The organism is Burkholderiales bacterium, assembly GCA_035560005.1.
In the GTDB taxonomy this organism is placed as follows: Bacteria; Pseudomonadota; Gammaproteobacteria; order Burkholderiales; family Eutrophovitaceae; genus DASRFY01.
Window position 1 is genome coordinate 82,678 of record DATMAN010000101.1, and the last position, 23,655, is coordinate 106,332.

Here is a 23,655-nt window from a genome sequence, read left to right on the forward strand (position 1 = left end):
GTCGGGAAGGCTGCCTCCGCAGCCGTCGGAACCTATTCTGTGAGTCCGGGCCGGCCCGAGCCACAGCAAAAGATTGAAATGCGCCTCATGATTTTCATTAGTTTGACTCGCCGTCCGGCAACCATATCTCAAAAAAATCATGGGTCTATAAGACCTTCCCGCATTGCGATGATGGCCAGTTCCGCCGAGTTGGACGCGCCGAGCTTCTGCTTGATGTTGTAGAGGTGGGTGCCGACCGTGCGGGGGCTCAACGACATCACCTCCGCGATCTCCTGCACCGACTGGCCCCTGGCCAGCGCCAGAAAGACCTTGAACTCCTTCTCGCTGAGCGTGTCGAGCGGGTTGCGGTTCTTGGACAGCTGCTGAACCGCCAGTTGCTGCGCGATCTCGGGCTCCAGGAAAGTCTTGCCCTGATGGACCTGGCGGATCGCCTGGATCAGCGCTTCGGGCGCGCTGCGCTTTGTGAGATAGCCGGCCGCGCCCGCTTTCAGGACGCGCCTCGCGTGCATCGCGTCTTCGTGCGCGGAGAGAACCAGAATTCTCGCGGCCGCATCCTTGGCCAGGATGCGGTCGATAGCCTCCAGACCACCAATGCCCGGCATCGAAATGTCCATCACGGTCACGTCCGGCTTCGCCTCGGTGAAACGGCGAACCGCCTCCTCACCGCTTTCCGCTTCGGCGACGACCCTGATGTCCGACGACCCTTCCAGCAGCAGGCGAAATCCCATTCTCACCACTGCATGGTCGTCCACGAGCATCACGTTGATGGTTGCGCCGGTCATTCATTCACCTCTGCCCGTTCGGGCGCGGCGCGCGAAGCCAGCGGAATCACCGCTCGAACGCTCACACCCTTCCCGGGCTCGCCGCAGACTTCCAGCCTGCCCCCGAGCCCCTGCACCCTCTCCCTCATGCCGATCAGGCCGAATCGGGTGGCTTCCAGCTCGTTGCGTTGCGACAGGCCCTTGCCGTTGTCGCTCACCGTGACGCTCACCGCATCCTGGCCGGATTCCTCGGTCTCGCGCTTCACCGTGATCTCGGCGCGCGTGGCCTGCGCATGCCGCACGATATTGGTCAGGCACTCCTGCACCATTCTGTAGACGGTGATGTTGACCGATTCGTCGAGCGCGTCGAGTTCCCCGCTCATGTGCAGCTCGCAATCGATCTCCGGGTGGCGTTCGCGCCAGTTGGCCACCGCCGCGCGCAGCGTATCTCCCAAGCCCAAATGGTCCAGGGTGCTTGGCCGCAACTGCCGGATCATGCCGTGGACCACATCGTAGATGTGGCTCGCCACCGACACGATCGTGCGGGCGTTGGCATGGGTTTCAGGAGAGTCCCCCGTCCGGTTCGCGATGGCGGTGCCGATGGTCTTGATCGCCGTGACGCACTGGCCGAGTTCGTCATGCAGCTCGCGCGCGATGCTGCGGCGCTCCTCCTCGATGCGCGCCTGGATGATCTGGGTAAGTCTGCGGTTGTGCTCCAGCTCGCGCTCCGCCGCCTGCATCCGCTTGTGCTCGGTGATGTCGCGCAGCGCACAGATCTCGCCGATGACTGCATCGGAACCGGGATCGATCAGCGGTGCGGCGGACAACGCGACGTCGATCAGGCGTCCAGTCTTGGTCATGCGCTGGGTTTCGAAGTTCTCGACGCGCTCCCGGCGCCGGATCACAGCCAGATTTTCCGCGATCTCGTTCTCCAGGCCCGGCGGCGTCAGCAGCGTGGCGGAGCGTCCCAGGATCTCATCCGCGGAGTACTCGAAGAGCTGCGCCGCGGCGGCATTCCAGAACGACACTCGTCCCTCGAGGTCGTGGATCATGATCGCGTCGCTCGCCTGCTGCGCGACCAGGGCGAGCCGGCGGTTCTCGTCCATCGCTTCCTCCAACGCGGCGGCCATGCGGTTGAAGGTGTGGCTGATGGATGCGAATTCGGGAAGCGTGTAGTCGGGCAGCCGCACGTCGAAGCGTCCGCGTTCCATTTCCGACAGGCCGCCGAGAATCGAGCGCAGCGGCCGCAGCGAACGTCCCAGGAGCCAGAACACCAGGGCATTGAGCAGCACGAAGAAGCCCAGCACGATCCAGAGAAAGTTCTTCGTGTCGTCCCACGCATCGAGGATCGACCGGGATGCGTCGGGCGTGATCACCACGGTGCCGCCCGGCAGGTTGAGGCGAAACTCGTCGAGCTTCGGTCCGACCAGCCTTGCGAACCAGTCGGGCGCCCAGCGTCCGGCCTTGTAGATCGGAGGCGGCGACTCGTAGATCAATCTGTCGTGCTCGTCGTAGAGCCGGATCTCGTTGGCCCGCACCCGGCCGACGTGCCGCAGGAACGCGAGCAACGCCTGGTTGCGCGATTCGGCCGTCTCACGGTGAACTCCGGCAATGACCGTCTCCATGAGCTGCACGGTCACCCGGGTTCCCGCCTCCATCTCCTCTCGGATCGAGCGGCGCATGTCTTGCAGGACCACGTGTCCGGCGCCCACGGTGAAGGCGATCATCACCAGCGTGATCACCAGGTTGATGCGAAAACGCAGGCTCATGCGCTTCATCGGCGGACCCGCCCGCGCATGTCGTCCGTGGCGCGACGCAATGCACCGGCGATCAAAGGATCCAGCGCCGAGTGTCCGCCGTTCTCGACCATCCTGAGCTCGGCGTTCGGCAGCCGTCGCGCCAGCTCGGCCGCCGCAAGGGGAGGACACACCATGTCCAGCCGCCCCTGGACGAGGATGGCCGGCACATCACCCACTCTCCAGGCACGCTCCAGCAGCTCGTTGTCGCGAAGGAAGCAACCGTTGGCCAGGAAGTGCAGCTGAATGCGCGCGCGATGCAGCGCGTCCGCAGCGCCGGAAGCCGAAGGCATCGGTGCACTGCCGCTGCCCAGGCGCATGACCGCCTCTTCGTAGCCGACCCAAGCCTGGGCTGCGCGGGTGTGTGTTTGCATGTCGGGATGATTGACCAGAGCATGATACCGCGCGAGCAACCCCTCGCTGCACTCCGCGGTCGCGGTCAGCAGCCGCCGGGCGCAGGGGACGAACCTTCGCAGTCCGTCGACGTACCACCGTATTTCCGTCTCGGTTCCCAGAAAAACGCCGCGCAGCACCAGGCCGGCGACACGCTCGGGATGGGTCTCAGCGTAGGCGAGCGCCAGCGTAGCGCCCCATGAACCACCGAACAGCAGCCACCTTTGCACGCCCAGATGAATCCGCAACCGCTCGATATCCGCCACCAAGTGCCAGGTCGTGTTCTGCTCGGTGCATCCCGCAGGCAGCGATTGACCGCAGCCGCGCTGATCGAACAGCACGATCCGGTAGAAGGCGGGATCGAAGTACTGGCGCTGATGGGGACGGATATGGCTTCCGGGACCACCGTGCAGGAAGAGGACGGGAAATCCTTCCCGATTGCCGCATTGCTCGACATGAAGCGAATGCAAAGCATCGACCGCCAGGCGCTCGATGCGATAAGGCTCCAGGGGCGGATACAGCGCGCTTTGCTGCTCGGTACCAGCCACGGGGCTGGAGGGAATCACGAATCCTGGAGGCGAAAGACGATCGGCACCGTGACGGTGAGCTCCCGACCGCGCAGCCCTTCCGGGGCCTGCGGGAGCGGAGTGGCCCGACGCACCATTTCCATCGCCTCTCTGTCCAGCACCTCACGACCGGAACTCTTGGCGAGCGCGATCTCGGTCACCCTTCCGTCTGCCGCGATTCTCAACTGAACTTCCGTGGTGCCCTCCCAACCGCGGCGCTGGGCGATGACCGGGTACTTCTGATAGCGCTTGATCTGGGTGGACAGTTGCTGGCTGTACGCCACCGTCAATTCGCGCGGGATCGATCGAGACGGCACTGCCTTCGGTACCGGCGGCGCAGGGGCCGGGACGACGGGTCCTGGTCTGGGCGCAGGAGGCGAGACCGTCGGCAGGGTCGGCGTTGCCGGAACGGGCGACGACAGCGTCGGCTCCGCCGTCCGCGGGCGCACAACGGGCATCGGCGCCGGGAGGGTGGGGGGTGTGGCAGCGGCGACGTTCACCGCTGGCGGAGCAGGCCGCTCGATGCTCGGCTCCACGCGCGCCGGCAACTGAGACAGCGGCTGCGGTTCGGACCGCGTGGCGAGCGGCGCGAGGCGGGGCGCGGGCTGCGCCGGCGGTTGTACGACCGGGGTGACGTTGACCGCCGGCGGAGCAGGCCGCTCGATGCTCGGCTCCACGCGGGGGGGCAACTGCGCAACGGGCCGCGGTTCGGTCCGCTCCACGGCCGGCGCCGGCCGTGGAGCCGGTTGAGGTGGTGCCAAGTCGCGGACGACAGGTGCCACCGGCTGCGGCTGTGGGTCGACTCGCGCCGTAGGCTGGGCAACCGGGGGAGGCTCGAGCCGAGCGCCCGGAGGCGGCGGAAGGACAGCCGCCGGCGCTGGAGGGATGGGCTGGGGCTGCTCAGGCAGGGCGACGCGCTGTTCCGGTTGAGGTTCGGGGCGAGCGCTGACGAGGGGCTCGGGCGACGGTGGTACTGCACGCGGAGGTGACGGGGTCAGCTCGGCCCGAGTCGGGGCCGGCAGCTCTGGGTCAGGCGGCGCAAGCACGGGCTGCGGCTGCTCGATCACGGGCTCCGGACGCGAAATCAGCGGTTCGATCGGGCGCGGCTCAGGCGCAACGACGGCTGGCTGTCTGAGCGGCTCGGGAACCGGTTGCGGCGCTGGCCGCTGCTCCCGCCGCACGGGTTGCTCCCGGGGGATCAGCTCGACGCTCAGGACCTTCGGGGGCGGCTCGATGCGGACCGAGCGGAACCCGGGGACCACAGCGATCAGCAGCGCGTGGATCAGGACGGAGGCAGCTAGCGCGACCTGGAACGGTCGCTCCCGATACCACTGGCCAAACGGATCGGGGAGAAACAAGCCCCTGTCGAGCGCCACGTCAGACATGTGACTCAGCCTATGCAAGCCTTTGACGTGAGTAAAGTTTCGCGGCGAAACTCATGAAAATCATGAGAGGCATTTGGTGATTTTTCTGTGGGAGAAGCTTCGTTCTTTTTTTGAGAATGCCGTCGGAGCTTTCCGCGGGGGAAACTGTCTATCGCCTCGGTGGCTCTGCGGCGAGCGATCGCCGCTCGGAGAAGTCGAATGTTAATTCAACTTTCTGGAGACGCCTATGTGGACCAAACCCGAGTACAGCGAAATGCGCTTTGGCTTTGAAGTCACGATGTACATCGCCAACCGCTGATCGCGGGCGGGTAAACCGACGAAAGCCCCTGTAGGGGCTTTCGTTTTTTCACCACGCCGCCGACAACAGTCATGAGAATAGGAGTGCTCGGCTCAGCCGCCGGTGGGGGATTCCCCCAGTGGAACTGCAATTGCCGCAACTGCGATGGGGTCCGCAAGGGAACGATCCGCGCCCGGCCGCGCACGCAATCGTCGATCGTCCTTTCCGCCGACTCCGTCAACTGGGTGCTGTTCAACGCTTCCCCGGACCTGCTGTACCAGTTCCGCAGCTTTCCGCAGCTGCAGCCTGGACGGGCGATACGGGATACGGCAGTGCGCTCGATCGTTCTGATGGACGCGCAGATCGACCACACCACCGGGCTGCTGATGCTGCGCGAAGGCAAGCCGCTGGAGATCTACTGCACGGACATGGCGCGCGAAGACCTCACCAGCGGCAATCCGCTGTTCAATATCCTTCAGCACTATTGCGGCGTAAACTGGCATCAGATTCCGACCTATCCGGGCAACCGTTTCGCGGTGCTGGGCGCCGAGGAGCTGTACTTCACGGCCGTGCCTCTGAAAAGCAAGGCACCGCCCTACTCCCCTCACCGCGACAACCCGCACGAGGGAGACAACATCGGCATGCGCATCTTGGACCCGCGCACCGGAAAGGTGCTGTTCTACGCGCCGGGCCTGGGCGAAATCGAGCCGCATCTCCAGCCGTTCCTCGAGGAAGCCGACTGCCTGATGGTGGACGGGACGTTCTGGACCGACGACGAGATGATCCGGCTGGGCATTTCCGGCAAGCGCGCACGCGACATCGGACATCTTCCGCAATCGGGCCCCGGCGGCATGATCGAGGTGCTGCGCCCGCTCAAGGCGGAGCGCAAGATCCTGATCCACATCAACAACACCAATCCCATCCTGGACGAGGATTCGCAGGAGCGCCGTCAGCTCGAGGCGGCCGGAATCGAGGTTGCGTGGGATGGCATGGAAGTGGTTCTCTAGATTTTCCGAAAGTCTGCAACGGAGCGATTATGGGTGCCGCAGAGCAACTGCCTTGGAGCCGGGACGAGTTCGAACAGCAACTGCGCGCAAAAGGCAAGCGCTACCACATCTATCACCCGTTTCATATCGCCATGAACAGCGGGCAATGCACTCGCGAGCAGGTGCAGGGCTGGGTGTACAACCGCTTCTACTACCAGATCAGCATTCCGATCAAGGACGCGGCGATCCTGTCCAACATGCCGGACCGGGAGCAGCGCCGGCAGTGGATCCAGCGCATCATCGATCACGACGGCACCGAGGGCGAGGAAGGCGGCATCGAGGCGTGGCTGCGGCTCGGGGAAGCCTGCGGCTTGAAACGCGAGGATGTGACGTCCTTGCGCTACGTACTCCCAGGCGTGCGCTTCGCTGTGGATGCCTACGTGAACTTCGCGCGGCGGGCGCCGTGGCAGGAAGCGGTGTGCTCTTCGCTCACCGAGCTGTTTGCTCCGGAAATCCACCAGAAGCGGCTCGATAACTGGCCGCAGCACTATCCCTGGATCGAAGCGGAAGGTTATGCGTACTTCCGCAAGCGGCTCTCCGAGGCGCGGCGCGACGTGGAGCACGGACTGCAGGTCACGCTCGACTATTTCCGGACGCGGCGCGATCAGGAACGCGCGCTCGATATCCTGCAGTTCAAACTGGATGTATTGTGGACGATGCTCGACGCCATGCAGATCGCCTATGGCATCGGGCCCGCGCAACGCCAATGAGTGTCATCAGCGAAGACATGGTGCCCGTGCTGGCAAGGCACTACCGCTTCCAGTTCGAACCGGCGCAGCAAGCCTACGTCCTTCTCTACCCGGAAGGCATGGTCAAGCTCGGTGCCAGCGCGGGCGAAATCATGAAGCGGGTGAATGGCACTGCGACCGTCTCGAGCATCATCGCCGACCTGCAGGCGGCCTATCCGGGCGTCGACCTGAGGGCCGACGTCATCGATTTCCTGGAGCATGCACATGGAAAAGGCTGGATCCACGCCAAACGGCCCTAAGCCGCCGCTGTGGCTGCTGGCGGAACTGACGTACCGCTGCCCGCTGCATTGCGTGTTCTGCTACAACCCGGTCGACTACGCGACCTACGGCACCGAACTGTCCACCGAGGACTGGATGCGCGTGCTCAGGCAAGGCCGCGAGCTGGGCGCGACGCAGCTTGGCTTCTCCGGCGGTGAACCGTTGATGCGCGACGACCTGGAAGCGCTGGTCGCCGAGGCGCGCAAGCTCGGCTACTACTCCAACCTCATCACCTCGGGAGTGGGCCTGAACGAAAAGCGCATCGCAGCTTTCAAGGAAGGCGGGCTCGATCACATCCAGGTCTCGTTCCAGGATTCCACCCGCGAGATGAACGACTTCCTGTCCAGCACCCGCACCTTCGAGCTGAAGCAGCGGGTCGCCAGACTGGTCAAGCGGTACGACTACCCGATGGTGCTCAACGTCGTGCTGCACCGGCTCAACATCGACCACGTGCAGCAGATCCTGGAGATGGCCGAGCAGCTCGAAGCGGAGTACGTCGAACTCGCCAACACGCAGTACTACGGCTGGGCGTACGTCAACCGCGACCAGCTGCTGCCCAGCCGGGAACAGTTGCAGCGCGCCGAGGAGGTGACCAACCGGTTTCGCGAACGCGTCGGAAACAAGATGAAGATCTACTTCGTCGTGCCCGACTATTACGAAAACCGGCCCAAGGCGTGCATGAACGGCTGGGGCGCCGTGTTTCTGACCGTGACCGCAGACGGCTTGGCGCTTCCCTGCCACGAGGCCCGAATGCTGCCGGGGCTGAGTTTCCCGAATGTCCGCGAACACGATCTGCGCTGGATCTGGTACGACTCGCCCGGATTCAACGTCTACCGTGGAGACGGCTGGATGAAGGAGCCCTGCCGCAGCTGTCCGGAAAAGGTGAAGGACTTCGGCGGCTGCAGATGTCAGGCGTATTTGCTCACCGGAGATGCCGCCAACGCCGATCCGGTCTGCGACAAATCGCCTTTCCATGGACTGGTCACCCAGGCGGTGCAGCGCGCCCAGAAGCCGGCCCCCGCGGTGTCTGTAAAACCGGTCATTCTGTATCGAGACGACAAGAACTCACGCAGCCTCGCCGGCCGCAAGGACAACGCTCCGGTCGCATGAATGCGCCTCAGCCCGTCGACACGCGCGCCGCGATCCGCGCCCAAGGTCTGACCAAGCGCTACGGCGAGCTGCTCGCGGTAGACGGGCTCGACCTGGATATTCCCTCGGGCCAGTTCTTCGGCCTGCTCGGTCCGAACGGCTCCGGCAAGACGACCACCATCCACATGCTCGCCACGCTGATCCGGCCCACACGCGGCACGGCACAGGTTGCGGACTTCGACGTGGTGCGCCAGGCAACGCGCGCGCGCGAGGCCATCGGGCTGGTCTTCCAGGAATCTGCGCTGGATCGCACGCTCACCGTCGCCGAGAACCTGCGCTTCGCCGGATTCCTTCAAAACCTGCCGGCGCGCATCATCGCGGAGCGCAGCCGCGAGCTGCTCGAGCTGTTTGGTCTGGGTGAACGGCGCGACAGCCCCGTTGCCGCCTTGTCGGGTGGCATGCGCCGTGCGCTCGACATCGTGCGCGGCGTGCTGCACGAGCCCAGGATCCTGTTTCTGGACGAACCGACCATCGGGCTCGATCTGCCCAACCGGCGCAGGATCTGGCGCTTCATCGAGCGCCTGCGCGCCCGCACCGGCATGACGGTTCTGCTCACCACTCACTACCTGGAAGAAGCCGATGGCTGCGATCGCGTGGCCTTCATCCGCGCCGGGAAACTGGTGGAGACCGGCGCGCCGTCCGAACTGGTCCAGCGCCTCGGCAGTCGCATCGTGGAGGTCGAGGCGCAGGATCTGGAAGCGCTCATGGGTTTCCTGGAACCCAGGCTCGGCCCGGGGCTGCGCGACGGGGAAATCGCCATGTTTCGCTGCCGGGAGCAGGAGCTCCACGCGCTCGCCGGGCTGCAGGCCGATATCGGCACCAAAGCCTCGGCGTGGCGGGTGCGGCGCCCGAACCTGAACGATGTCTTTCTCTGGGTCGCGGCGGGGAAGGCCTTGGCCCGATGAAACTGCGGCCGGTATACGCCGTCCTCGAGCGCGAGGTCGTGCGCATGTTTCGCCAGCGGGGGCGGCTGCTGTCCGCCATGGTGCGTCCCTTGATCTGGCTGTTCGTGATCGGCGCCGGTTTCGGAGCGATCATGGATCAGGCGCGCGGAGTGCCGTATCAGTACTTTCTGGTCCCAGGGGTGCTGGGCATGACCATGTTGTTCGGCGCCATGCTTGCTGCGCTGACGACGGTCTACGACAAGGAATCCGGAGTGATGAGAATGATGATCGTCGCGCCGCTGCCCCACGCGTGGATCGTGATCGCGAAACTGCTTTCCGCGGCGCTCGCCGGAATCGTCCAGGCGTTGCTGCTGCTCGTCGTGCTCGCGCTGCTCGGCTATCTCGAGCCCCGGACCGACTGGATTCTGCTTTCGGTCGCGCTGGTGACGACCTCGCTGGCGTGCGGAGGCATCGGCATGCTGACCGCCTCGTTCACCCGCACGCTGGACAACTTCGCGGCAATCATGAACTTCGTGATCTTCCCGGTGTTCTTTCTGAGCGGTTCGCTCTACCCGGTGCACGATCTGCCGCAGGCGCTGCGCTGGATCGCCACCCTCAACCCCTATACCTACGGTGTCGATCTTCTGAAGCACGCCACCCTGCCGCGCGTGGCCGACTTCGGCGCAGGATTCGATCTTGCCGTGCTGGCGGGCTTCACGCTGGCTGCGCTGGCAGCCGCGAGCTGGCGCTTCTCGCAGGAGTCGGCCTACGAGCCGATGATCCACGTGCTCGCCGGCAGGCGCGGCTAGCACTCGGCGGGAAAAGAAAGACCGGAAGGCAGGACACGGCGGGGACGCCAACGCGCCAGGAGCCGCTTTCGTGACGTTCCTGGCGAACTTGACGCGCGATCCGCTTTTGAGGGTTTTTTGATTTCCCCCTTGTGCAGGAACAAGGGGCGATTCAGTGGTGATGGCCGTGAGGGCCGTGCACGTGGCCGTGGCTCAGCTCCTCGCCGGTGGCAGCGCGAACATCCTCGACCGTGCAGAAGAAGACCAGCGACTGTCCGGCGAGCGGGTGATTGCCGTCCACGACCACCTCGTTGTCGCTCACTTCGGTCACCGTGTAGATCACGAACTCCTGCGATCCTTCCGGCGCGCCCTCGAACTGCATGCCGACTTTCACGTTGGCGGGAAACCGGTTGCGCGGTTCGACCCGGACCAGTCGCGCGTCGTATTCTCCAAAGGCGTCCGTGGGCTCGAGCCGCACTTCGCAGCGGTCACCGGCCACCTTGCCGGCGAGCGCCGCCTCCACCCGCGGGAAGATGCCGTGATAACCGCCGTGCAGATAGCTCATCGGTTCGACTCCCCGCTCGATCAGCTTGCCGGCCGCGTCGAACAACTCGTAGCTGATGGTGACCACCGTGTCCTTTGCGATTTGCATTTTCAATGAAGTCCCTTGACGAGATTGAGTACCTCCGCAGCGTGACCGCGCGGGTTCACGCCGTACAGCGCGTGCCGGATCACGCCGTTGCGGTCGATGACGAAGGTCGAGCGCACGACACATCGCTTCCTGCCCTTGCCGTTCACTTCCTTCTCCTGGAGCACGCCGTATTTGTCGCACACTTCGCCTTCGGCATCGGCCAGCAGCGTCACCGTCAAACCGTGCTTGTCCCGGAACGACCCGTGACTGAGGCAGTCATCCATGCTCACGCCCAGAACGACGGTGTTGTGCTTCAGGAAATCGTTCTGGCGCTCGCTGAAGTCGATGGCTTCCAGCGTGCATCCCGGAGTGTCGTCCTTCGGATAAAAATACAGCACGACGTTACGCGAGCCGAGGAAGCTCGACAGGCTCACAACATTCATGTCGGCATCCGGCAGATCGAACTCGGGTGCCGGCTGCCCGGCTTTCAGCATGGAACAGCTCCATCGTGGCGCAGGCCGATTCTAACCGAAATGCGTTTGCCCCCTTCCGGGCAGCACAGAAAAGACACGCGCGCCGCGGCCGCTGCGCTCGAGTGTGCGCCGCTATAATCCCGCCGCGTGAGCAATACGCTGCTCGGGGGGCTATCGGGCGAGGAGTTTCTGCGCCGCCATTGGCAGTCGCGTCCACTGCTGGTGCGTGGAGCCCTTGCGCACTTCGCCGGCTTCGTCGACCTGGACCTTCTTCTCGAACTCGCGACGCGGGAGGATTGCGAGAGCCGGCTCGTCTTGCGCGCGGGGCGGCACTGGCGCGTGGAGCACGGCCCGTTGTCGCGCCGGCGGTTGCACGCACTGCCTCCCCTCGGGTGGACGCTGCTGGTTCAAGGCGTGGATCGTTTCGTCCCGCAGGCGCGCGAGCTGCTGCGGCGATTCGATTTCGTTCCACGTACGCGGCTCGATGACCTCATGGTGAGTTTCGCCCCACCGGGCGGCGGCGTCGGACCGCATTTCGATTCCTACGACGTATTCCTCCTGCAGGGCTCCGGGCGCAGGCGCTGGCAGGTCAGCCATCAGACCGATCTCGCGCTGATCGACGGCGAACCGCTCAAGATCCTCGAGCGATTCAGGCCGCAGGGCGAGTGCATTCTGACTCCCGGCGACATGCTCTATCTGCCGCCGGGATGGGCGCACGACGGTGTGGCCATCGACAGCTGCTTCACCTACTCGATCGGTTTTCGGGCGCCCTCGCGGCGCGAACTCCTCTCCGGTTTTCTGGCATATCTGGACGAGACCGTTCCGGACGATGGCCTGTATTCCGATCGCGGCCTGGTCAGGCCCAGGCATCCGGGCGCCATCGATCGGCGGCTCGTGGAGTACACCGCGAAAGCGCTCGGCGCGATTCGCTGGGGACCCGCCGACGTGATCGAGTTCCTCGGGCGCCACCTCACGACGCCCAAGCCGCAGGTAACGTTCGCTGAGGCTGCGCCCCTGCCGCTGAGCGCCTTCGCCCGCCGCGCGCGACAACGCGGATTGACGCTCGCCGGAGGAGCGCGCCTGGCCTATCATGGCAGCCGCGCCTATATCAACGGCGAAAGCCTCGCGATGCGAGGCCGGTTGAAGCGCGCGATCGTGCGCTTGGCCGACGAACAGCGGCTGCGCGGTGCCGAATTGCCCCCGGGCCACGGCGCCTTGCGTGTCCTTTACCGCTGGTATCGCAACGGCTATATTGAGTTCGCCTGATCTTCGAAGGTGCTCACGCCATGGCGGCGACCGGCCCCGCTATGCCCCAGCCGCTCAGCGGCACCAAGGAATACGAAGAAGCCGTCGATCGCGTCATCGACAGCGCGGTCTGCACCGTACGGGTGTTCGACAATATTCTGTCCGCCGGCTTCAACTCTGCGCAGCGTTACGCGGCATTGCGCCGGCTGCTGCTCTCCAGCCGGCGCAGCGCGCTGCGCATCGTCGTTCACGAGCCGAGGTCGCTGGACAGGAACTGTCCCCGGCTGCTCGCGCTGCTGCGCCAGTTCGGCCATCTCGTGCAGATCCACGAGACGCACCCCGCCGCGAAGGCAGTCTACGACCCGTTTGTCATCGCCGACGAGCGCGGTTACGTTCGCCGCTTTCATTTCGACCAGACGCCGGGAACCTGCGCAATCGAAGACCCGATTGGGGCGCGGGCCTTGATCGATCGCTTCGAGGAGATCTGGGAGGCCTCTTCGCCGGCGGTGAATGCGACGACCCTGGGGCTTTGAGCGCACCTCTTCCGCACGGAAGACAAACATTGTTACAATTTCGCCCCGCACCGATGGGTGCCGAGAACACTTCGTAACGTTTGCAAACTCACAAGGAAATTGTCATGAAACGCGTCCTCCTGCTCTCCGCCCTCCTTGCCGTCGCCCTGAGCGCCTGCGGCAAGAAAGAAGAATCCGCCGCCCCGGCCAGCTCCGCAGCGCCGGCCGCTTCCACTGCGCCCGCCAGCGAGAGCGCACCCGCGGCGCAGGATGCCTCGGCACAACCGGCTGCGCCGGCCGCCGCGCCCGCGGAGCAATCCACCGAGCAGAAGAAGCAGTAAACTCTGGGCTGAAGGCAGCAACAAGAAGCCGGCCGCAAAGCCGGCTTTTTTTGCGCGTCGCGCGGGCGTCCTATTCGACCGCGATCCAGTCCAGTCCGGCGCTTTGATCGGCCACGTGGATGCAGTCCGGTTCGCATCCGAGGACACGCGCCAGGGCGGCCCGCGCCAGTTGCGGATGGTTGTTCTGCTGCGACAGGTGCGCGGCCACCACGCAAGCCAAGCGGCTGCGATCCAGCCTGCCCAGCAGCGCCGCCGCTGCCGAGTTGTCCAGATGCCCGTAGCGACCGGCGATGCGCTCCTTGAGCGCCCTGGGGTAGTCGCCGGCCTGAAGCAGGTCGCGATCGTGATTGCACTCCAGTACGAGCGCATTGCAGCCCGATAGAACGCGCTCGATGTGCCGCGTCGACTCGCCGGCATCGGTGAGCACGCCCAGGCGCCGGACTCCGTCGCCGAACACGAACTGGGCCGGCTCGCGGGCGTCGTGGGGAACGGGAAAGGGCTCGAGTTCGAGGTCACCGATCGCGAAAGCGGCGTAGTTCTCGATGATGCGCGTGTCGATGCCGGCGAACAGTTCCTCCAGGCCCGCCAGCGTGCCGTAGGTCAGCCAAACCGGAATCGCGTAGCGGCGGGCCACGCGCGCCGCTCCGCCGATGTGATCTTCGTGCTCGTGGGTCACGACGATGCCGTCCAGGTCCTCGGGCGAAAGGCCGAGGCGCGAAAGGCGCGAGACCGTCTCGTTCAATCCGAACCCGCAGTCGAGCAACACGCGGGTGGTGCCGCGTTCGACGACGAGCCCGTTGCCCTGGCTGCCGCTGCCCAGGCTGGCGAAGCGCATCGCGCCAGCCATCAGCGCCCGCGCGCCGTGCCGCGGTTTATTTCAGCTCCTCCTGCAGCAACGCGAGGATGCGTCCCGCCGTGGAGGACTTCTCGACCTCTCCGGAAGGGCTCAGGACCCTGACCTCGCTGCCCTTTTCCGCGTCCTGCACGCTGATCTGGAACTGCGCATCCCGCGGCAGCTCGTCGTTGCGCCAGAAGGCGAGGCGGGCAAGGCCCCGGCGCTTGCGAGCCTCGGCGTCGGGGTCGACATAACGCACGTAGTACAGGCCCTTGGAGCGGTCGCGATCTTCCACCGTAAAGCCGATGCGGTCGAGCGCGAGCCCCACCCGGCGCCACGCGCGGTCGAACGAATCGGTCAGATGCAGGCCGGAGACGGTTTCTCCGGCTTTCTTCAGTTCAGCGCGCGCCGCGGGCGGCGGGGCTTTGCGCGCTTCCCGAACTTGCGCCTCCTTCGCGCCGAGCCGGGCCATCAAGCGGTAGAGCATCTCCGCCTCGAGATCCGGATCGGAGGGGCGCGCCTGCCACATCGTGTTTTCCCGGGCGCGACCCTCGCTGGTGAGCACTTCGTACACCCCGCGGTGGGTAATGTAGATCTCGCTCGTGCCCGGCTGCTCGCCACGCTCGATGCGCGTGCGGAACTTGTCGCGTTCCGGATAGCTGTAGACGTCGTCGAAAGCCAGCCCGATCAGCCTGCGCACAGCGCTCTGCGGAATCTTGGCACGGTTCTCCGCCCAGTCCGTCTCCATCAAGCCCGCCTCGGGAACCTCGCGCACTATTAGGAAACCGTTGTCCTGCCAGAATTCGCGAACCGCCTCCCAAAGCGCTTCCGGCTCCGAATGAACCACCAGCCAGCGCTCCGCGCCCGCGCGCTCGATGCGCATGCCCTCGGACTGGGGCAGGAGATGCGATCCGGACTCGGCGCGACCGCCTGTGCGCTCGTTCGAGAAAGTCGAATAGGTCGCTGTGCCGGCTTCAGGCACGCTGAAGCGGTCGTCGGTCTTCGGTGCCGCGAGGTCGGGCGGCACTTCCAGCGGACGCGCCTTGCCGGCGGACTTGTAGTCGATCTTGTTGCGCTCAGCGAGCGAGCCGCAGCCGGCGATTAGCGCAGCCGCGACGAGGGCGATACCGATTGACTTCATCGCGTCAAGTTTCCACGAGAAACCCGAAGCGGCGGGCGAAGGACTCGAACGGCTCACTTCGCCATCGACGCCAAAGCCTGGGGTGAAACCGAGATCCCCGCCTGGTCCATCGCGGCGCGCAGCAGGTCGTGAAACGACGAGGACAGCGGGGTGAGCGGCAACCGTATGCCGCCGTCGATCAGTCCCATTTGGTGCAGCACCCATTTGACCGGAATCGGGTTCGCCTCGACGAACAGATGCCTGTGCAGCCCGAGCAACCGGTTGTTGAGGCTGCGCGCGCGCGCGATGTCGCCGCTGAAGACCGCCGCGCACATTTCCCGCATCAGCCGCGGCGCGACGTTCGCCGTGACCGAGATCACGCCGTGCGCGCCGAGCAGCATCAGCGCCAGCCCGGTGCCATCATCACCGCTATAGACGGCGAAGTCGCGCGGAATGCGCCGCAGCAGATCGGCGCCACGCTCCATGTTGCCGGTGGCGTCCTTGATCCCCACGATATTGGGAATTTGCGCCAGTCGCAGCACCGTGTCGTTTTGCAGGTCGGCCACGGTGCGCCCGGGCACGTTGTACAGGATCTGCGGGATATCGACCGCCTCCGCGATCGCGCGAAAATGCCGGTAGAGGCCTTCCTGGGTCGGCTTGTTGTAGTAGGGAACGACCGACAGGCTCATCGCCGCTCCCGCCGCCCTGGCGTAAGCCGAGAGTTCGATCGCCTCGCGAGTCGAGTTGGCACCGGTGCCGGCGACGACCGGAATACGTCCTGCCGCATGCTCGATGGCGGTGCGGATCAGCAGGCAGTGCTCGTCGAAATCGACGGTGGGCGACTCTCCCGTCGTGCCCACGACCACGATGCCGTCGGTGCCCTCTTCGACATGCCAGTCGATCAGGCGCCGCAGCCGCTCCAGATCCAGGCTGCCGTCTTCGAGCATGGGAGTGACGATGGCGACGATGCTGCCTTTGATCATGAGCGGTCCCCCCTTTGCTTGTCGCATGCGCGAATTCTAACCGATCAGGTCTCTCCCGCCGCGGCGAGTCCGGGGCCGGGTTGCAGCGCGCCCGCACAGGCCACGAGCCGCTGGATCATGGCCGGCTTCGGGACCTCGACGTACCAGTCCTCGAACGCGACGACTCGCAACCGGCCCCGCACGACCTCCAGAAGTTCCCCGGGGCGAAGCAGATGCGCCGGATTCGACGGTCTGCCGAAGCGTTCGTTGCCGAGCGCAAAGGTTTCGTAGATCAGCACGCCCTGCACGCTCAGGGCATCGAGAATGGCCGGGAACAGCGGCCGATGCAGATAGTTGGTCACGATCACGCAATCGAACCGCAGGCCGCTGAACGGCCACGGGTCGGCCTCCAGGTCGGCCCGGAGTGTCCGGACCCCGGAGATGCCTGCCAAGAGCGCCAGCGCCTGCGCATCCCGATCGACTGCGCACACGCGCAAACCGCGCGCAGCGAGCAGCCGTGCGTGCCGGCCGCTGCCGCATGCCAGGTCCAGCGCCTCGCCGCCCGGCTTCGCCAGCGGCAGCCAGCGGCGCACCCAGGACGAAGGCGCCTGCGCGAGGTCTGCTCGAGGTTCGCTCATCGTGGCCATTAAAGCGCGGTGCGAAGGACGCTCTATTCTCGCCCGTTGCTCGGGCGCATGCGTGCCGTGACCGGGGGGTTGCAGTTCGCGTCGCTTCAGCGACACTATTTGACACCGTTTCCGCGGCGGTGCTAAAAGAAGCCGACCCGGCCGCCTGGAACAAAGAAGCGGGAGGAAGAAACAATGCGAGCAAGCCACTGGTTGTCGATCGCGCTGTGCGCCGTGCTGGCGGCGTGCGGCAACATGGGGAATGTCTTCAAGCGCGGCCCGACTGCGACCGCGGTGCTCGCCCCGACCAAGGGCAACCAGGTCAGCGGGACGGTTCAGTTCAGGCAGAAGGGCGAGGTCGTGCTGGTCGAAGCCAAGGTCACCGGGTTGAAGCCCAACGGCACACATGGCTTCCACATCCATGAGAAGGGCGACTGCTCGGCGCCCGACGCTTCGAGCGCCGGTGCGCATTTCAATCCGCAGGGCACGCCGCACGGCGGTCCGGGATCGGAAAAGCGCCACGCCGGCGACCTCGGCAACCTGCAGGCCGATGCAAACGGCTTTGCCCAGGCAAGCATCGAAATCGCCGGAATCACGCTCGGCACCGATGCGAACAGCATCATCGGGCGCTCCGTCATCGTGCACGCCAATCCGGACGATCTGAGCACCCAGCCGGCCGGCAACGCCGGTGCGCGGATCGCCTGCGGTTTGATCAGCAAGAACCCCGACAAATTCTTCTAGCGCGCCGCGACGAGCGAAGCGGGTCGCGTTTCCCGGGTTGATTCCCTGGCTCGGCGAAGACAGTTCCTTTCCGCCGCTGTCCCGGGCGCTGAGAGAGCCCAACGGATTGCTGGCGGCGGGCGGCGATCTTTCCGTGGAGCGCCTGGTCGAGGCCTACCGTCGCGGGATCTTCCCGTGGTTCTCGGAGAACGATCCGATCCTGTGGTGGAGCCCGGATCCGCGCATGGTGCTGTTTCCGCGCGAGCTGCGAATCTCGCGTTCGCTCGCCAAGACCCTGCGCAAGGGCCGTTTCCAAGTCACGGCGGACCGCGCGTTTCGCGCAGTGATCCAGGGTTGCAGCGAGCCGCGCCCTGGGCAGCGCGGGACCTGGATTACCGCGCAGATGATCGACGCCTATTGTCGGCTGCACCAGTCCGGCATCGCCCACTCGCTGGAAACCTGGGAGCAAGGCCGACTGGTCGGCGGCCTGTACGGCGTGGCCCTGGGTCGCGCGTTTTTCGGCGAGTCGATGTTCGCGCGCGTGAGCGACGCTTCGAAAGTCGCTTTCGTCACACTGGTGCGGCAGCTCGACAAGTGGCGCTTCGGAATGATCGACTGCCAGATGAAGACGCAGCATCTGGCCGCTTTCGGAGCGCGGGAGATCCCGCGCAGCGAGTTCGCACGCCGTCTCGCCGCCTTGGTAGACTATGAGCCGATCCCGGGACCATGGCGCCTTGACCCGACGTGACCCAGCTCAACGACCTGCCGTTCTCGGTACTGCAGTTCTACGCGACTGCCCCTTATCCCTGCAGTTACCTGCCGGACAAGCTGGCGCGTTCCCAGGTCGCCACGCCCAGCCATGCAATCGACAGCGCGGTATACAGCGAACTCGTCAAGGTCGGGTTCCGTCGCAGCGGCGCTTTCACCTACCGGCCCTACTGCGACCACTGCCGCGCCTGCGTGCCGGTCAGGGTCATCGCCCGGGAGTTCAGGCCCAACCGTTCCCAGCGCCGCGCGTGGCGCAATCATCGGGCGCTGGAGGCGAAGATCCTCGATCTGAAGTACAACCCGGAGCACTACGCGCTGTATCTGCGCTATCAGTCGTATCGTCACAGCGGCGGCGGGATGGACCACGACAGTCGCGAGCAGTACCGGCACTTCCTCCTTCAAAGCAACGTGCAGTCGAATCTCGTCGAGTTTCGCGAAGGCGGCCGGCTGCGCATGGTCAGCATCCTGGACCGGCTCGACGACGGGCTGTCGTCCGTGTACACCTTCTTCGAGCCCGATGTCGCGGGGGCGAGTTACGGAACCTACAATGTGATCTGGCAGATCGAGCTGTGCCATCGGCTCGGATTCCCTTATCTGTATCTGGGCTACTGGATCGCGCAGAGTCGCAAGATGGCCTACAAGATCAACTTCCAGCCGCTGGAAGGGCTGATCGACGGGCGCTGGCGGCGCTTGCCGCGCGAGTGCGTCCGGGACGCCTGAGGCGCGCCCCGCTTCCGCACCCGCTCGTTCATCACGGTTGATGCTGTATCGGCTCGCGCGCCCGCTGCTCTTCGCGCTGGACGCCGAGCGGGCGCATCGTCTGGTCCTGCAAGGGCTCGAAGCAGCCCACGCGGCCCGCGTGGCCAGCCTGCTCGCGGGGCGAGTGGTTTCCTCGCCGCGAAGCGTCATGGGGTTGCAGTTCCCCAACCCCGTGGGGCTCGCTGCCGGGCTGGACAAGAACGCGGAGCACGTCGACGCGCTGTCGGCACTGGGTTTCGGATTCATCGAGGTCGGTACCGTCACCCCGCGACCGCAGCCGGGCAATCCGCCGCCGCGCTTGTTCCGCATTCCGGCGGCGCGCGCGCTCATCAACCGCATGGGTTTCAACAATCTCGGCGTGGAGCGTCTGGTGCTCAACCTGCGCCGCGCGCGCTATCGCGGGGTGCTCGGCGTGAACATCGGCAAGAACTTCGACACGCCGCTCGAACGCGCGGTCGACGATTATCTGTACTGCCTGCGCAGGGTGCATCCGGTGGCAACCTATGTCGCGGTGAATATCTCTTCGCCCAACACCAGGGACCTTCGCGACTTGCAGCAGGCGGCGCAACTCGACCGGCTGTTGCCGGCCCTGACGGCCGAACGCGACCGGCTTGCCGAGCACACGGGGCGGCGCGTGCCGCTGGTGGTCAAGGTCGCGCCCGACCTCGAGGACGCGCAGATCGATGCGATCGCGAAGCTGCTGGTCGTGCACGGCATCGACGGCGCGATCGCGACCAACACGACCGTGGACCACTCGGGGGTGGCCGGACTGCGACACGGCGCCGAGGCCGGTGGTCTGAGCGGCGCACCGCTCAAGCCGCGCGCCGACGCCGTGCTGCGCCGCCTAGTCGGCGCATTGGGCGGCCGCGTTCCGGTCATCGGCGTGGGCGGTATCCTCACCGGCGCGGATGCACGGGCAAAGCTCGATGCCGGCGCTGCGCTGGTCCAGCTCTACACCGGCCTGGTGTACCGCGGGCCGAGGCTGATCGCCGAAGTGGCGCGCAGCTGCGCACAAGCTCAGCACCACAAGGAATAAGGGCGGCACGGGGCGGTTGCTATAATTTTCCGCCCGTCTTTCACGCTTCCACCCTTGCTTCCTCCATGAACGCAGTGTCTCCCGCCGCCGCGCCGGCGCTCGAGCTGCACTTCGACGTGCGCTTCGAGGAGCTCTATGCGCGCGAGGGGCTGGTAAAGCTCGACAAGGCTTTTCTCGGCTTCCTCGCGGCCGCCGACGCCGCTCTCGAGTGCGCCCTTCAAGCAGCCCGACGCGATCCCTCGGCCCTCACGCGCAAAGCGGAGTCGGAACTGCTGATCGCCCTCGCGCCGTATGTGGAGGACTTCATCGCGCGGCTGTTCGGGATCGAATCCGCGGTGAGTTCCCTCGCCGCGCAACATCACCGCCTCGCTCCGCTCTATGCCTGCCGCCGCGCGTTCGTGCAACGCAAGGCGATGAACGCGTTCAAGTCCGAGGAAGCCACCCGGTTCGACGCAGCGGGACTGCGAGCGAGACTCGCGCAGTGGTTCGGCGAGCCGTTCTCGGAACTCGCGTTTGCCGTCCACGTCCAGCGCTGGCAGCAGGATGAAGCCGCCAACAGCGACAAGCTCGATGCGGCCGCGCGTTATGCAGCGTGGGCGGTGCACACTCCGGCCGGTCGCGCGCGCCACGCCCGCGGCGTGTTGTTCAAGGCGCCGCGCAAGCTCGACTTTCAGCGCCTCGTGCCGGTGGACACCGAGGAACTGGGCGGCGTCACCGTCCATCGCCTGTCGCATCTGCGCCGACGCAACGGCTTCGCGCTGACCGATCCCGGCACCGACCTCGCCGGAGCGTTGAGCGAAGCGCATTACTGCATCTGGTGCCACGAACAGGGCAAGGATTCGTGCTCGCAGGGACTGAAGGAAAAGAGCGGTGCGTTCAAGTCCACCGTGTTCGGCGTGCCGCTCGCCGGCTGCCCGCTGGAGGAGAGAATCTCGGAGTTCCACAGACTCAAGGCCGAGGGCGTGCCGATCGGCGCCTTGGCCATGATCTGCGTCGACAACCCCATGGTCGCCGGCACCGGGCATCGCATCTGCAACGACTGCATGAAGTCCTGCATCTACCAGAAGCAGGATCCGGTCAACATCCCGCAAGCCGAAACGCGCACGCTCAAGGACGTACTCGAGCTGCCCTGGGGCTTCGAAGTCTACTCGCTGCTCACCCGCTGGAATCCGCTGAACCTGCGCCGTCCCTGGCCGGCCCCGCCTTCGGGGCGCCGCGTCCTGATCGCCGGCATGGGCCCCGCAGGCTTCACGCTCGCTCATCACCTGCTCAATGACGGCCACACGGTGATCGGTATCGACGGCCTGAAAATCGAACCGCTGCCGGTAGAGCTGAGTGGAGTCGATGCCTTCGGGCGGCGCGGCCCCTTCCGCCCCGTTTACGACGTCGGCGAGTTGCGCGAGCCGCTCGAGCAGCGGCTGATGGCGGGTTTCGGCGGGGTCGCCGAGTACGGCATCACCGTGCGCTGGGACAAGAACTTCCTCAAGGTGATCCGCCTGCTGCTGGAACGACGCGCGCAGTTCGCGCTGTACGGCGGCGTGCGCTTTGGCGGCACGCTGGACGCCGAAGAAGCGTTCGCGCTGGGCTTCGACCACATCGCGCTCGCCATCGGGGCGGGCAAGCCGACCGTGCTCGATATCCCCAACGGCCTGGCGCGCGGCGTGCGCACGGCCTCCGACTTCCTCATGGCGCTGCAGCTCACCGGCGCGGCCAAGAACGACTCCATCGCCAACATGCAGCTGCGGCTTCCGGTGGTCGTGATCGGCGGGGGGCTCACCGCCATCGACACCGCCACGGAGTCGGCCGCCTACTATCCGCTGCAGGTCGAAAAGTTCCTCCGGCGCTACGAAGTGCTGTGCGGCGAGCGCGGCGAAGAAGCGGTGCGCGCGCGCTGGAGCGAGGAAGAGCGCATCATCGCCGACGAGTTCCTGGCGCACGCGCGCGCCATTCGCGCGGAGCGTGCAGCGGCACAGCGGGAGGACCGACCCGCGCGAGTCGCCGAGCTGCTGCAGTCTTGGGGCGGGGTCACGATCGCGTATCGCAAGCGTCTGATCGACAGCCCGTCGTATACGCTCAACCACGAGGAAGTCGAGAAGGCGCTCGAGGAAGGCATTCGCTTCGCCGAGAACGTCGCACCGCTCGCCGTCGAGGTCGATGCGTTCGGGCATGCTTGCGCGCTGACGTTGCGCTCGCACCGCACCGGCGCCGACGGCACCACCGAGGAAGCGGTCGTGCAGTGGCCCGCGCGCACCATTCTGGTTGCGGCCGGTACCCAGCCCAACACGGTCTTGGCGCGCGAGGACAGCGCGCATTTTCCCCTTGACGGACGATATTTCCAGGCCGTCGACGAAGACGGCCAGCCGGTCAAGCCGGTGCGCAGCGCCAAGCCCGGGCAGCCGCAGGTTCTGCTGCGCAGACAAGCCGACGGGCGCTTCATCAGCTTCTTCGGTGATCTGCATCCCTCTTTCTTCGGCAACGTCGTCAAGGCCATGGGCGGAGCCAAGCAGGGTTATCCGGTGGTAAGCCGCGTACTGCGCAAAGTCGCTCCGGCCTTCGCAGGCCCCGACCGGGAATTCCTCGCCCGGCTGGATCTGGAATTGCGCCCGAGCGTGCAGGAAGTGGTGCGACTCACGCCCGACATCGTCGAAGTCATCGTGCGTGCGCCGCTCGCCGCTCGCCGTTTCCGTCCGGGGCAGTTCTTCCGCCTGCAAAACTACGAAAGCGGGGCGCCGCACATCGACGGCACCCGCCTCGCCATGGAGGGACTGGCGCTGACCGGTGCCTGGGTGGATCCCACGCGCGGGCTCGTGTCCACCATCGTGCTGGAGATGGGCGGCTCGTCCGATCTGTGCGCACTTCTGCAGCCCGGCGAGCCGGTCGTTCTCATGGGACCGACCGGCAGCCCGACCGAGATCGCGAGCGGCGAAACCGTGGTGCTCGCCGGCGGCGGGTTGGGAAACGCGGTATTGTTTTCGATCGGCGAGGCGTTGCGCCGCGCCGGATCCAGAGTGCTCTACTTTGCCGGCTACAAACGCCGCATCGATCGCTACAAGGTCGGCGAGATCCAGGCGGCCGCGGACGTGGTGGTGTGGTGCTGCGACGAGCCGCCGGGGTTCACACCCGACCGGCCCGGCGACCGAGCGTTCGTCGGCAATATCGTGCAGGCCATGACCGCATACGCCAGAGGCGAGCTCGGGCCGCAGCCGATCCGCTTCGAGGAAGCCGACCGCCTGATCGCGATCGGCTCCGACCGTATGATGGCGGCGGTGGCCGCCGCGCGCCACGGCGTCCTGGCGCCGCATCTGAAGCCACACCATTTCGCGATCGGCTCGATCAACTCGCCGATGCAGTGCATGATGAAGGAGATCTGCGCGCAATGCCTGCAGCCGCATGTCGATCCGGTGACCGGCGAGCGCCGTCATGTGTTCTCCTGCTTCAACCAAGATCAGTCGCTCGACAGCGTGGACTTCAAGGCGCTCGGCGAACGCCTGGCCCAGAACAGCGTGCAGGAAAAGCTCACCGCGCTGTGGATCGATCGCTGCCTGAAGCACGCCGGCCTGAGAGTTTCGGGCTGA

General features: G+C 65.8%; 25 protein-coding genes. 15 read left to right on the forward strand and 10 right to left on the reverse strand.

Annotated features, from left to right (window positions below; genetic code table 11):
* Window positions 1–137 precede the first annotated feature (137 nt).
* From VNM24_16445 to VNM24_16460, 4 genes are read right to left on the reverse strand one after another with little or no spacing between them, the layout of a single operon-like run.
* The gene (locus VNM24_16445; GenBank protein HWQ40169.1) at window positions 138–782 is read right to left on the reverse strand and encodes a response regulator transcription factor; all 645 of its coding nucleotides are present in this window, start codon (window positions 780–782) and stop codon (window positions 138–140) included.
* Complete coding sequence (locus VNM24_16450; GenBank protein HWQ40170.1) at window positions 779–2,530, reverse strand: PAS domain S-box protein; 1,752 nt, start codon at window positions 2,528–2,530, stop codon at window positions 779–781. The genes VNM24_16445 and VNM24_16450 overlap by 4 nt, the downstream gene beginning before the upstream one ends.
* A 5-nt stretch (window positions 2,531–2,535) precedes the next feature.
* Window positions 2,536–3,498, reverse strand: coding sequence for a prolyl aminopeptidase (gene pip / locus VNM24_16455; GenBank protein ID HWQ40171.1), 963 nt, complete (start codon window positions 3,496–3,498; stop codon window positions 2,536–2,538).
* Between the two features lie 14 nt (window positions 3,499–3,512).
* On the reverse strand, window positions 3,513–3,800 hold the full coding sequence (locus VNM24_16460) for an energy transducer TonB (GenBank protein HWQ40172.1): 288 nt from the start codon (window positions 3,798–3,800) through the stop codon (window positions 3,513–3,515).
* 1,327 nt (window positions 3,801–5,127) lie between these two features.
* Here VNM24_16460 and pqqA point away from each other — a divergent pair.
* The 7 genes from pqqA (at window position 5,128) to VNM24_16495 (ending at window position 10,073) form a co-directional block, all read left to right on the forward strand.
* Window positions 5,128–5,199: a pyrroloquinoline quinone precursor peptide PqqA gene (gene pqqA, locus VNM24_16465; GenBank protein ID HWQ40173.1), complete on the forward strand. Its 72-nt coding sequence runs from the start codon at window positions 5,128–5,130 to the stop codon at window positions 5,197–5,199.
* 71 nt (window positions 5,200–5,270) lie between these two features.
* Window positions 5,271–6,185 (forward strand): pyrroloquinoline quinone biosynthesis protein PqqB, encoded by a 915-nt coding sequence (gene pqqB / locus VNM24_16470; protein HWQ40174.1) that lies wholly within the window; start codon window positions 5,271–5,273, stop codon window positions 6,183–6,185.
* A 29-nt stretch (window positions 6,186–6,214) separates the two neighbouring features.
* Window positions 6,215–6,934, forward strand: a complete 720-nt coding sequence (gene pqqC / locus VNM24_16475) for a pyrroloquinoline-quinone synthase PqqC (protein ID HWQ40175.1) — start codon at window positions 6,215–6,217, stop codon at window positions 6,932–6,934.
* Window positions 6,931–7,212, forward strand: a complete 282-nt coding sequence (gene pqqD / locus VNM24_16480; protein HWQ40176.1) for a pyrroloquinoline quinone biosynthesis peptide chaperone PqqD — start codon at window positions 6,931–6,933, stop codon at window positions 7,210–7,212. Before pqqC ends, pqqD begins: the two co-directional genes overlap by 4 nt.
* Complete coding sequence (gene pqqE / locus VNM24_16485) at window positions 7,178–8,341, forward strand: pyrroloquinoline quinone biosynthesis protein PqqE (protein HWQ40177.1); 1,164 nt, start codon at window positions 7,178–7,180, stop codon at window positions 8,339–8,341. Before pqqD ends, pqqE begins: the two co-directional genes overlap by 35 nt.
* Window positions 8,338–9,285 carry an ATP-binding cassette domain-containing protein gene (locus tag VNM24_16490; GenBank protein HWQ40178.1) on the forward strand — a complete coding sequence of 316 codons (948 nt, stop codon included), beginning with the start codon at window positions 8,338–8,340 and terminating at the stop codon, window positions 9,283–9,285. Before pqqE ends, VNM24_16490 begins: the two co-directional genes overlap by 4 nt.
* Complete coding sequence (locus VNM24_16495; protein HWQ40179.1) at window positions 9,282–10,073, forward strand: ABC transporter permease; 792 nt, start codon at window positions 9,282–9,284, stop codon at window positions 10,071–10,073. The genes VNM24_16490 and VNM24_16495 overlap by 4 nt, the downstream gene beginning before the upstream one ends.
* Before the next feature lie 151 nt (window positions 10,074–10,224).
* Here the strand turns inward: VNM24_16495 and VNM24_16500 are convergent, their stop codons facing one another.
* Both VNM24_16500 and VNM24_16505 read right to left on the reverse strand, forming a co-directional pair.
* Entirely contained in the window at window positions 10,225–10,704 is a 480-nt protein-coding gene (locus tag VNM24_16500) for a peptidylprolyl isomerase (protein ID HWQ40180.1), read from the reverse strand.
* Between the two features lie 2 nt (window positions 10,705–10,706).
* Window positions 10,707–11,177 carry a peroxiredoxin gene (locus VNM24_16505; protein HWQ40181.1) on the reverse strand — a complete coding sequence of 157 codons (471 nt, stop codon included), beginning with the start codon at window positions 11,175–11,177 and terminating at the stop codon, window positions 10,707–10,709.
* Window positions 11,178–11,303: 126 nt separating this feature from the next.
* Here VNM24_16505 and VNM24_16510 point away from each other — a divergent pair, with 126 nt between their 5' ends.
* The 3 genes from VNM24_16510 to VNM24_16520 all read left to right on the forward strand — a co-directional run bounded on the left by VNM24_16510 (window position 11,304) and on the right by VNM24_16520 (window position 13,254).
* Window positions 11,304–12,422 carry a cupin domain-containing protein gene (locus VNM24_16510; protein HWQ40182.1) on the forward strand — a complete coding sequence of 373 codons (1,119 nt, stop codon included), beginning with the start codon at window positions 11,304–11,306 and terminating at the stop codon, window positions 12,420–12,422.
* Window positions 12,423–12,442: 20 nt separating this feature from the next.
* On the forward strand, window positions 12,443–12,934 hold the full coding sequence (locus VNM24_16515) for a hypothetical protein (GenBank protein HWQ40183.1): 492 nt from the start codon (window positions 12,443–12,445) through the stop codon (window positions 12,932–12,934).
* A gap of 104 nt (window positions 12,935–13,038) precedes the next feature.
* On the forward strand, window positions 13,039–13,254 hold the full coding sequence (locus VNM24_16520; protein ID HWQ40184.1) for a hypothetical protein: 216 nt from the start codon (window positions 13,039–13,041) through the stop codon (window positions 13,252–13,254).
* Between the two features lie 70 nt (window positions 13,255–13,324).
* On the opposite strand, the gene VNM24_16525 is transcribed toward VNM24_16520, so the two are convergent.
* From VNM24_16525 to VNM24_16540, 4 genes are read right to left on the reverse strand one after another with little or no spacing between them, the layout of a single operon-like run.
* Window positions 13,325–14,089 carry an MBL fold metallo-hydrolase gene (locus VNM24_16525; GenBank protein HWQ40185.1) on the reverse strand — a complete coding sequence of 255 codons (765 nt, stop codon included), beginning with the start codon at window positions 14,087–14,089 and terminating at the stop codon, window positions 13,325–13,327.
* Between the two features lie 37 nt (window positions 14,090–14,126).
* On the reverse strand, window positions 14,127–15,230 hold the full coding sequence (gene bamC, locus VNM24_16530) for an outer membrane protein assembly factor BamC (GenBank protein HWQ40186.1): 1,104 nt from the start codon (window positions 15,228–15,230) through the stop codon (window positions 14,127–14,129).
* Between the two features lie 53 nt (window positions 15,231–15,283).
* Entirely contained in the window at window positions 15,284–16,192 is a 909-nt protein-coding gene (gene dapA, locus VNM24_16535) for a 4-hydroxy-tetrahydrodipicolinate synthase (GenBank protein ID HWQ40187.1), read from the reverse strand.
* 44 nt (window positions 16,193–16,236) lie between these two features.
* Window positions 16,237–16,809 carry a class I SAM-dependent methyltransferase gene (locus VNM24_16540; protein HWQ40188.1) on the reverse strand — a complete coding sequence of 191 codons (573 nt, stop codon included), beginning with the start codon at window positions 16,807–16,809 and terminating at the stop codon, window positions 16,237–16,239.
* A gap of 183 nt (window positions 16,810–16,992) precedes the next feature.
* On the opposite strand from VNM24_16540, the gene VNM24_16545 reads away from it, so the two are divergent.
* The 5 genes from VNM24_16545 to VNM24_16565 all read left to right on the forward strand — a co-directional run bounded on the left by VNM24_16545 (window position 16,993) and on the right by VNM24_16565 (window position 23,655).
* Window positions 16,993–17,538 (forward strand): superoxide dismutase family protein, encoded by a 546-nt coding sequence (locus VNM24_16545; protein ID HWQ40189.1) that lies wholly within the window; start codon window positions 16,993–16,995, stop codon window positions 17,536–17,538.
* A gap of 37 nt (window positions 17,539–17,575) precedes the next feature.
* Entirely contained in the window at window positions 17,576–18,265 is a 690-nt protein-coding gene (gene aat, locus VNM24_16550) for a leucyl/phenylalanyl-tRNA--protein transferase (GenBank protein HWQ40190.1), read from the forward strand.
* Entirely contained in the window at window positions 18,262–19,005 is a 744-nt protein-coding gene (locus VNM24_16555; protein HWQ40191.1) for an arginyltransferase, read from the forward strand. The genes aat and VNM24_16555 overlap by 4 nt, the downstream gene beginning before the upstream one ends.
* Before the next feature lie 40 nt (window positions 19,006–19,045).
* Complete coding sequence (locus VNM24_16560) at window positions 19,046–20,080, forward strand: quinone-dependent dihydroorotate dehydrogenase (protein HWQ40192.1); 1,035 nt, start codon at window positions 19,046–19,048, stop codon at window positions 20,078–20,080.
* Window positions 20,081–20,145: 65 nt separating this feature from the next.
* Window positions 20,146–23,655, forward strand: a complete 3,510-nt coding sequence (locus VNM24_16565; GenBank protein HWQ40193.1) for an FAD-dependent oxidoreductase — start codon at window positions 20,146–20,148, stop codon at window positions 23,653–23,655.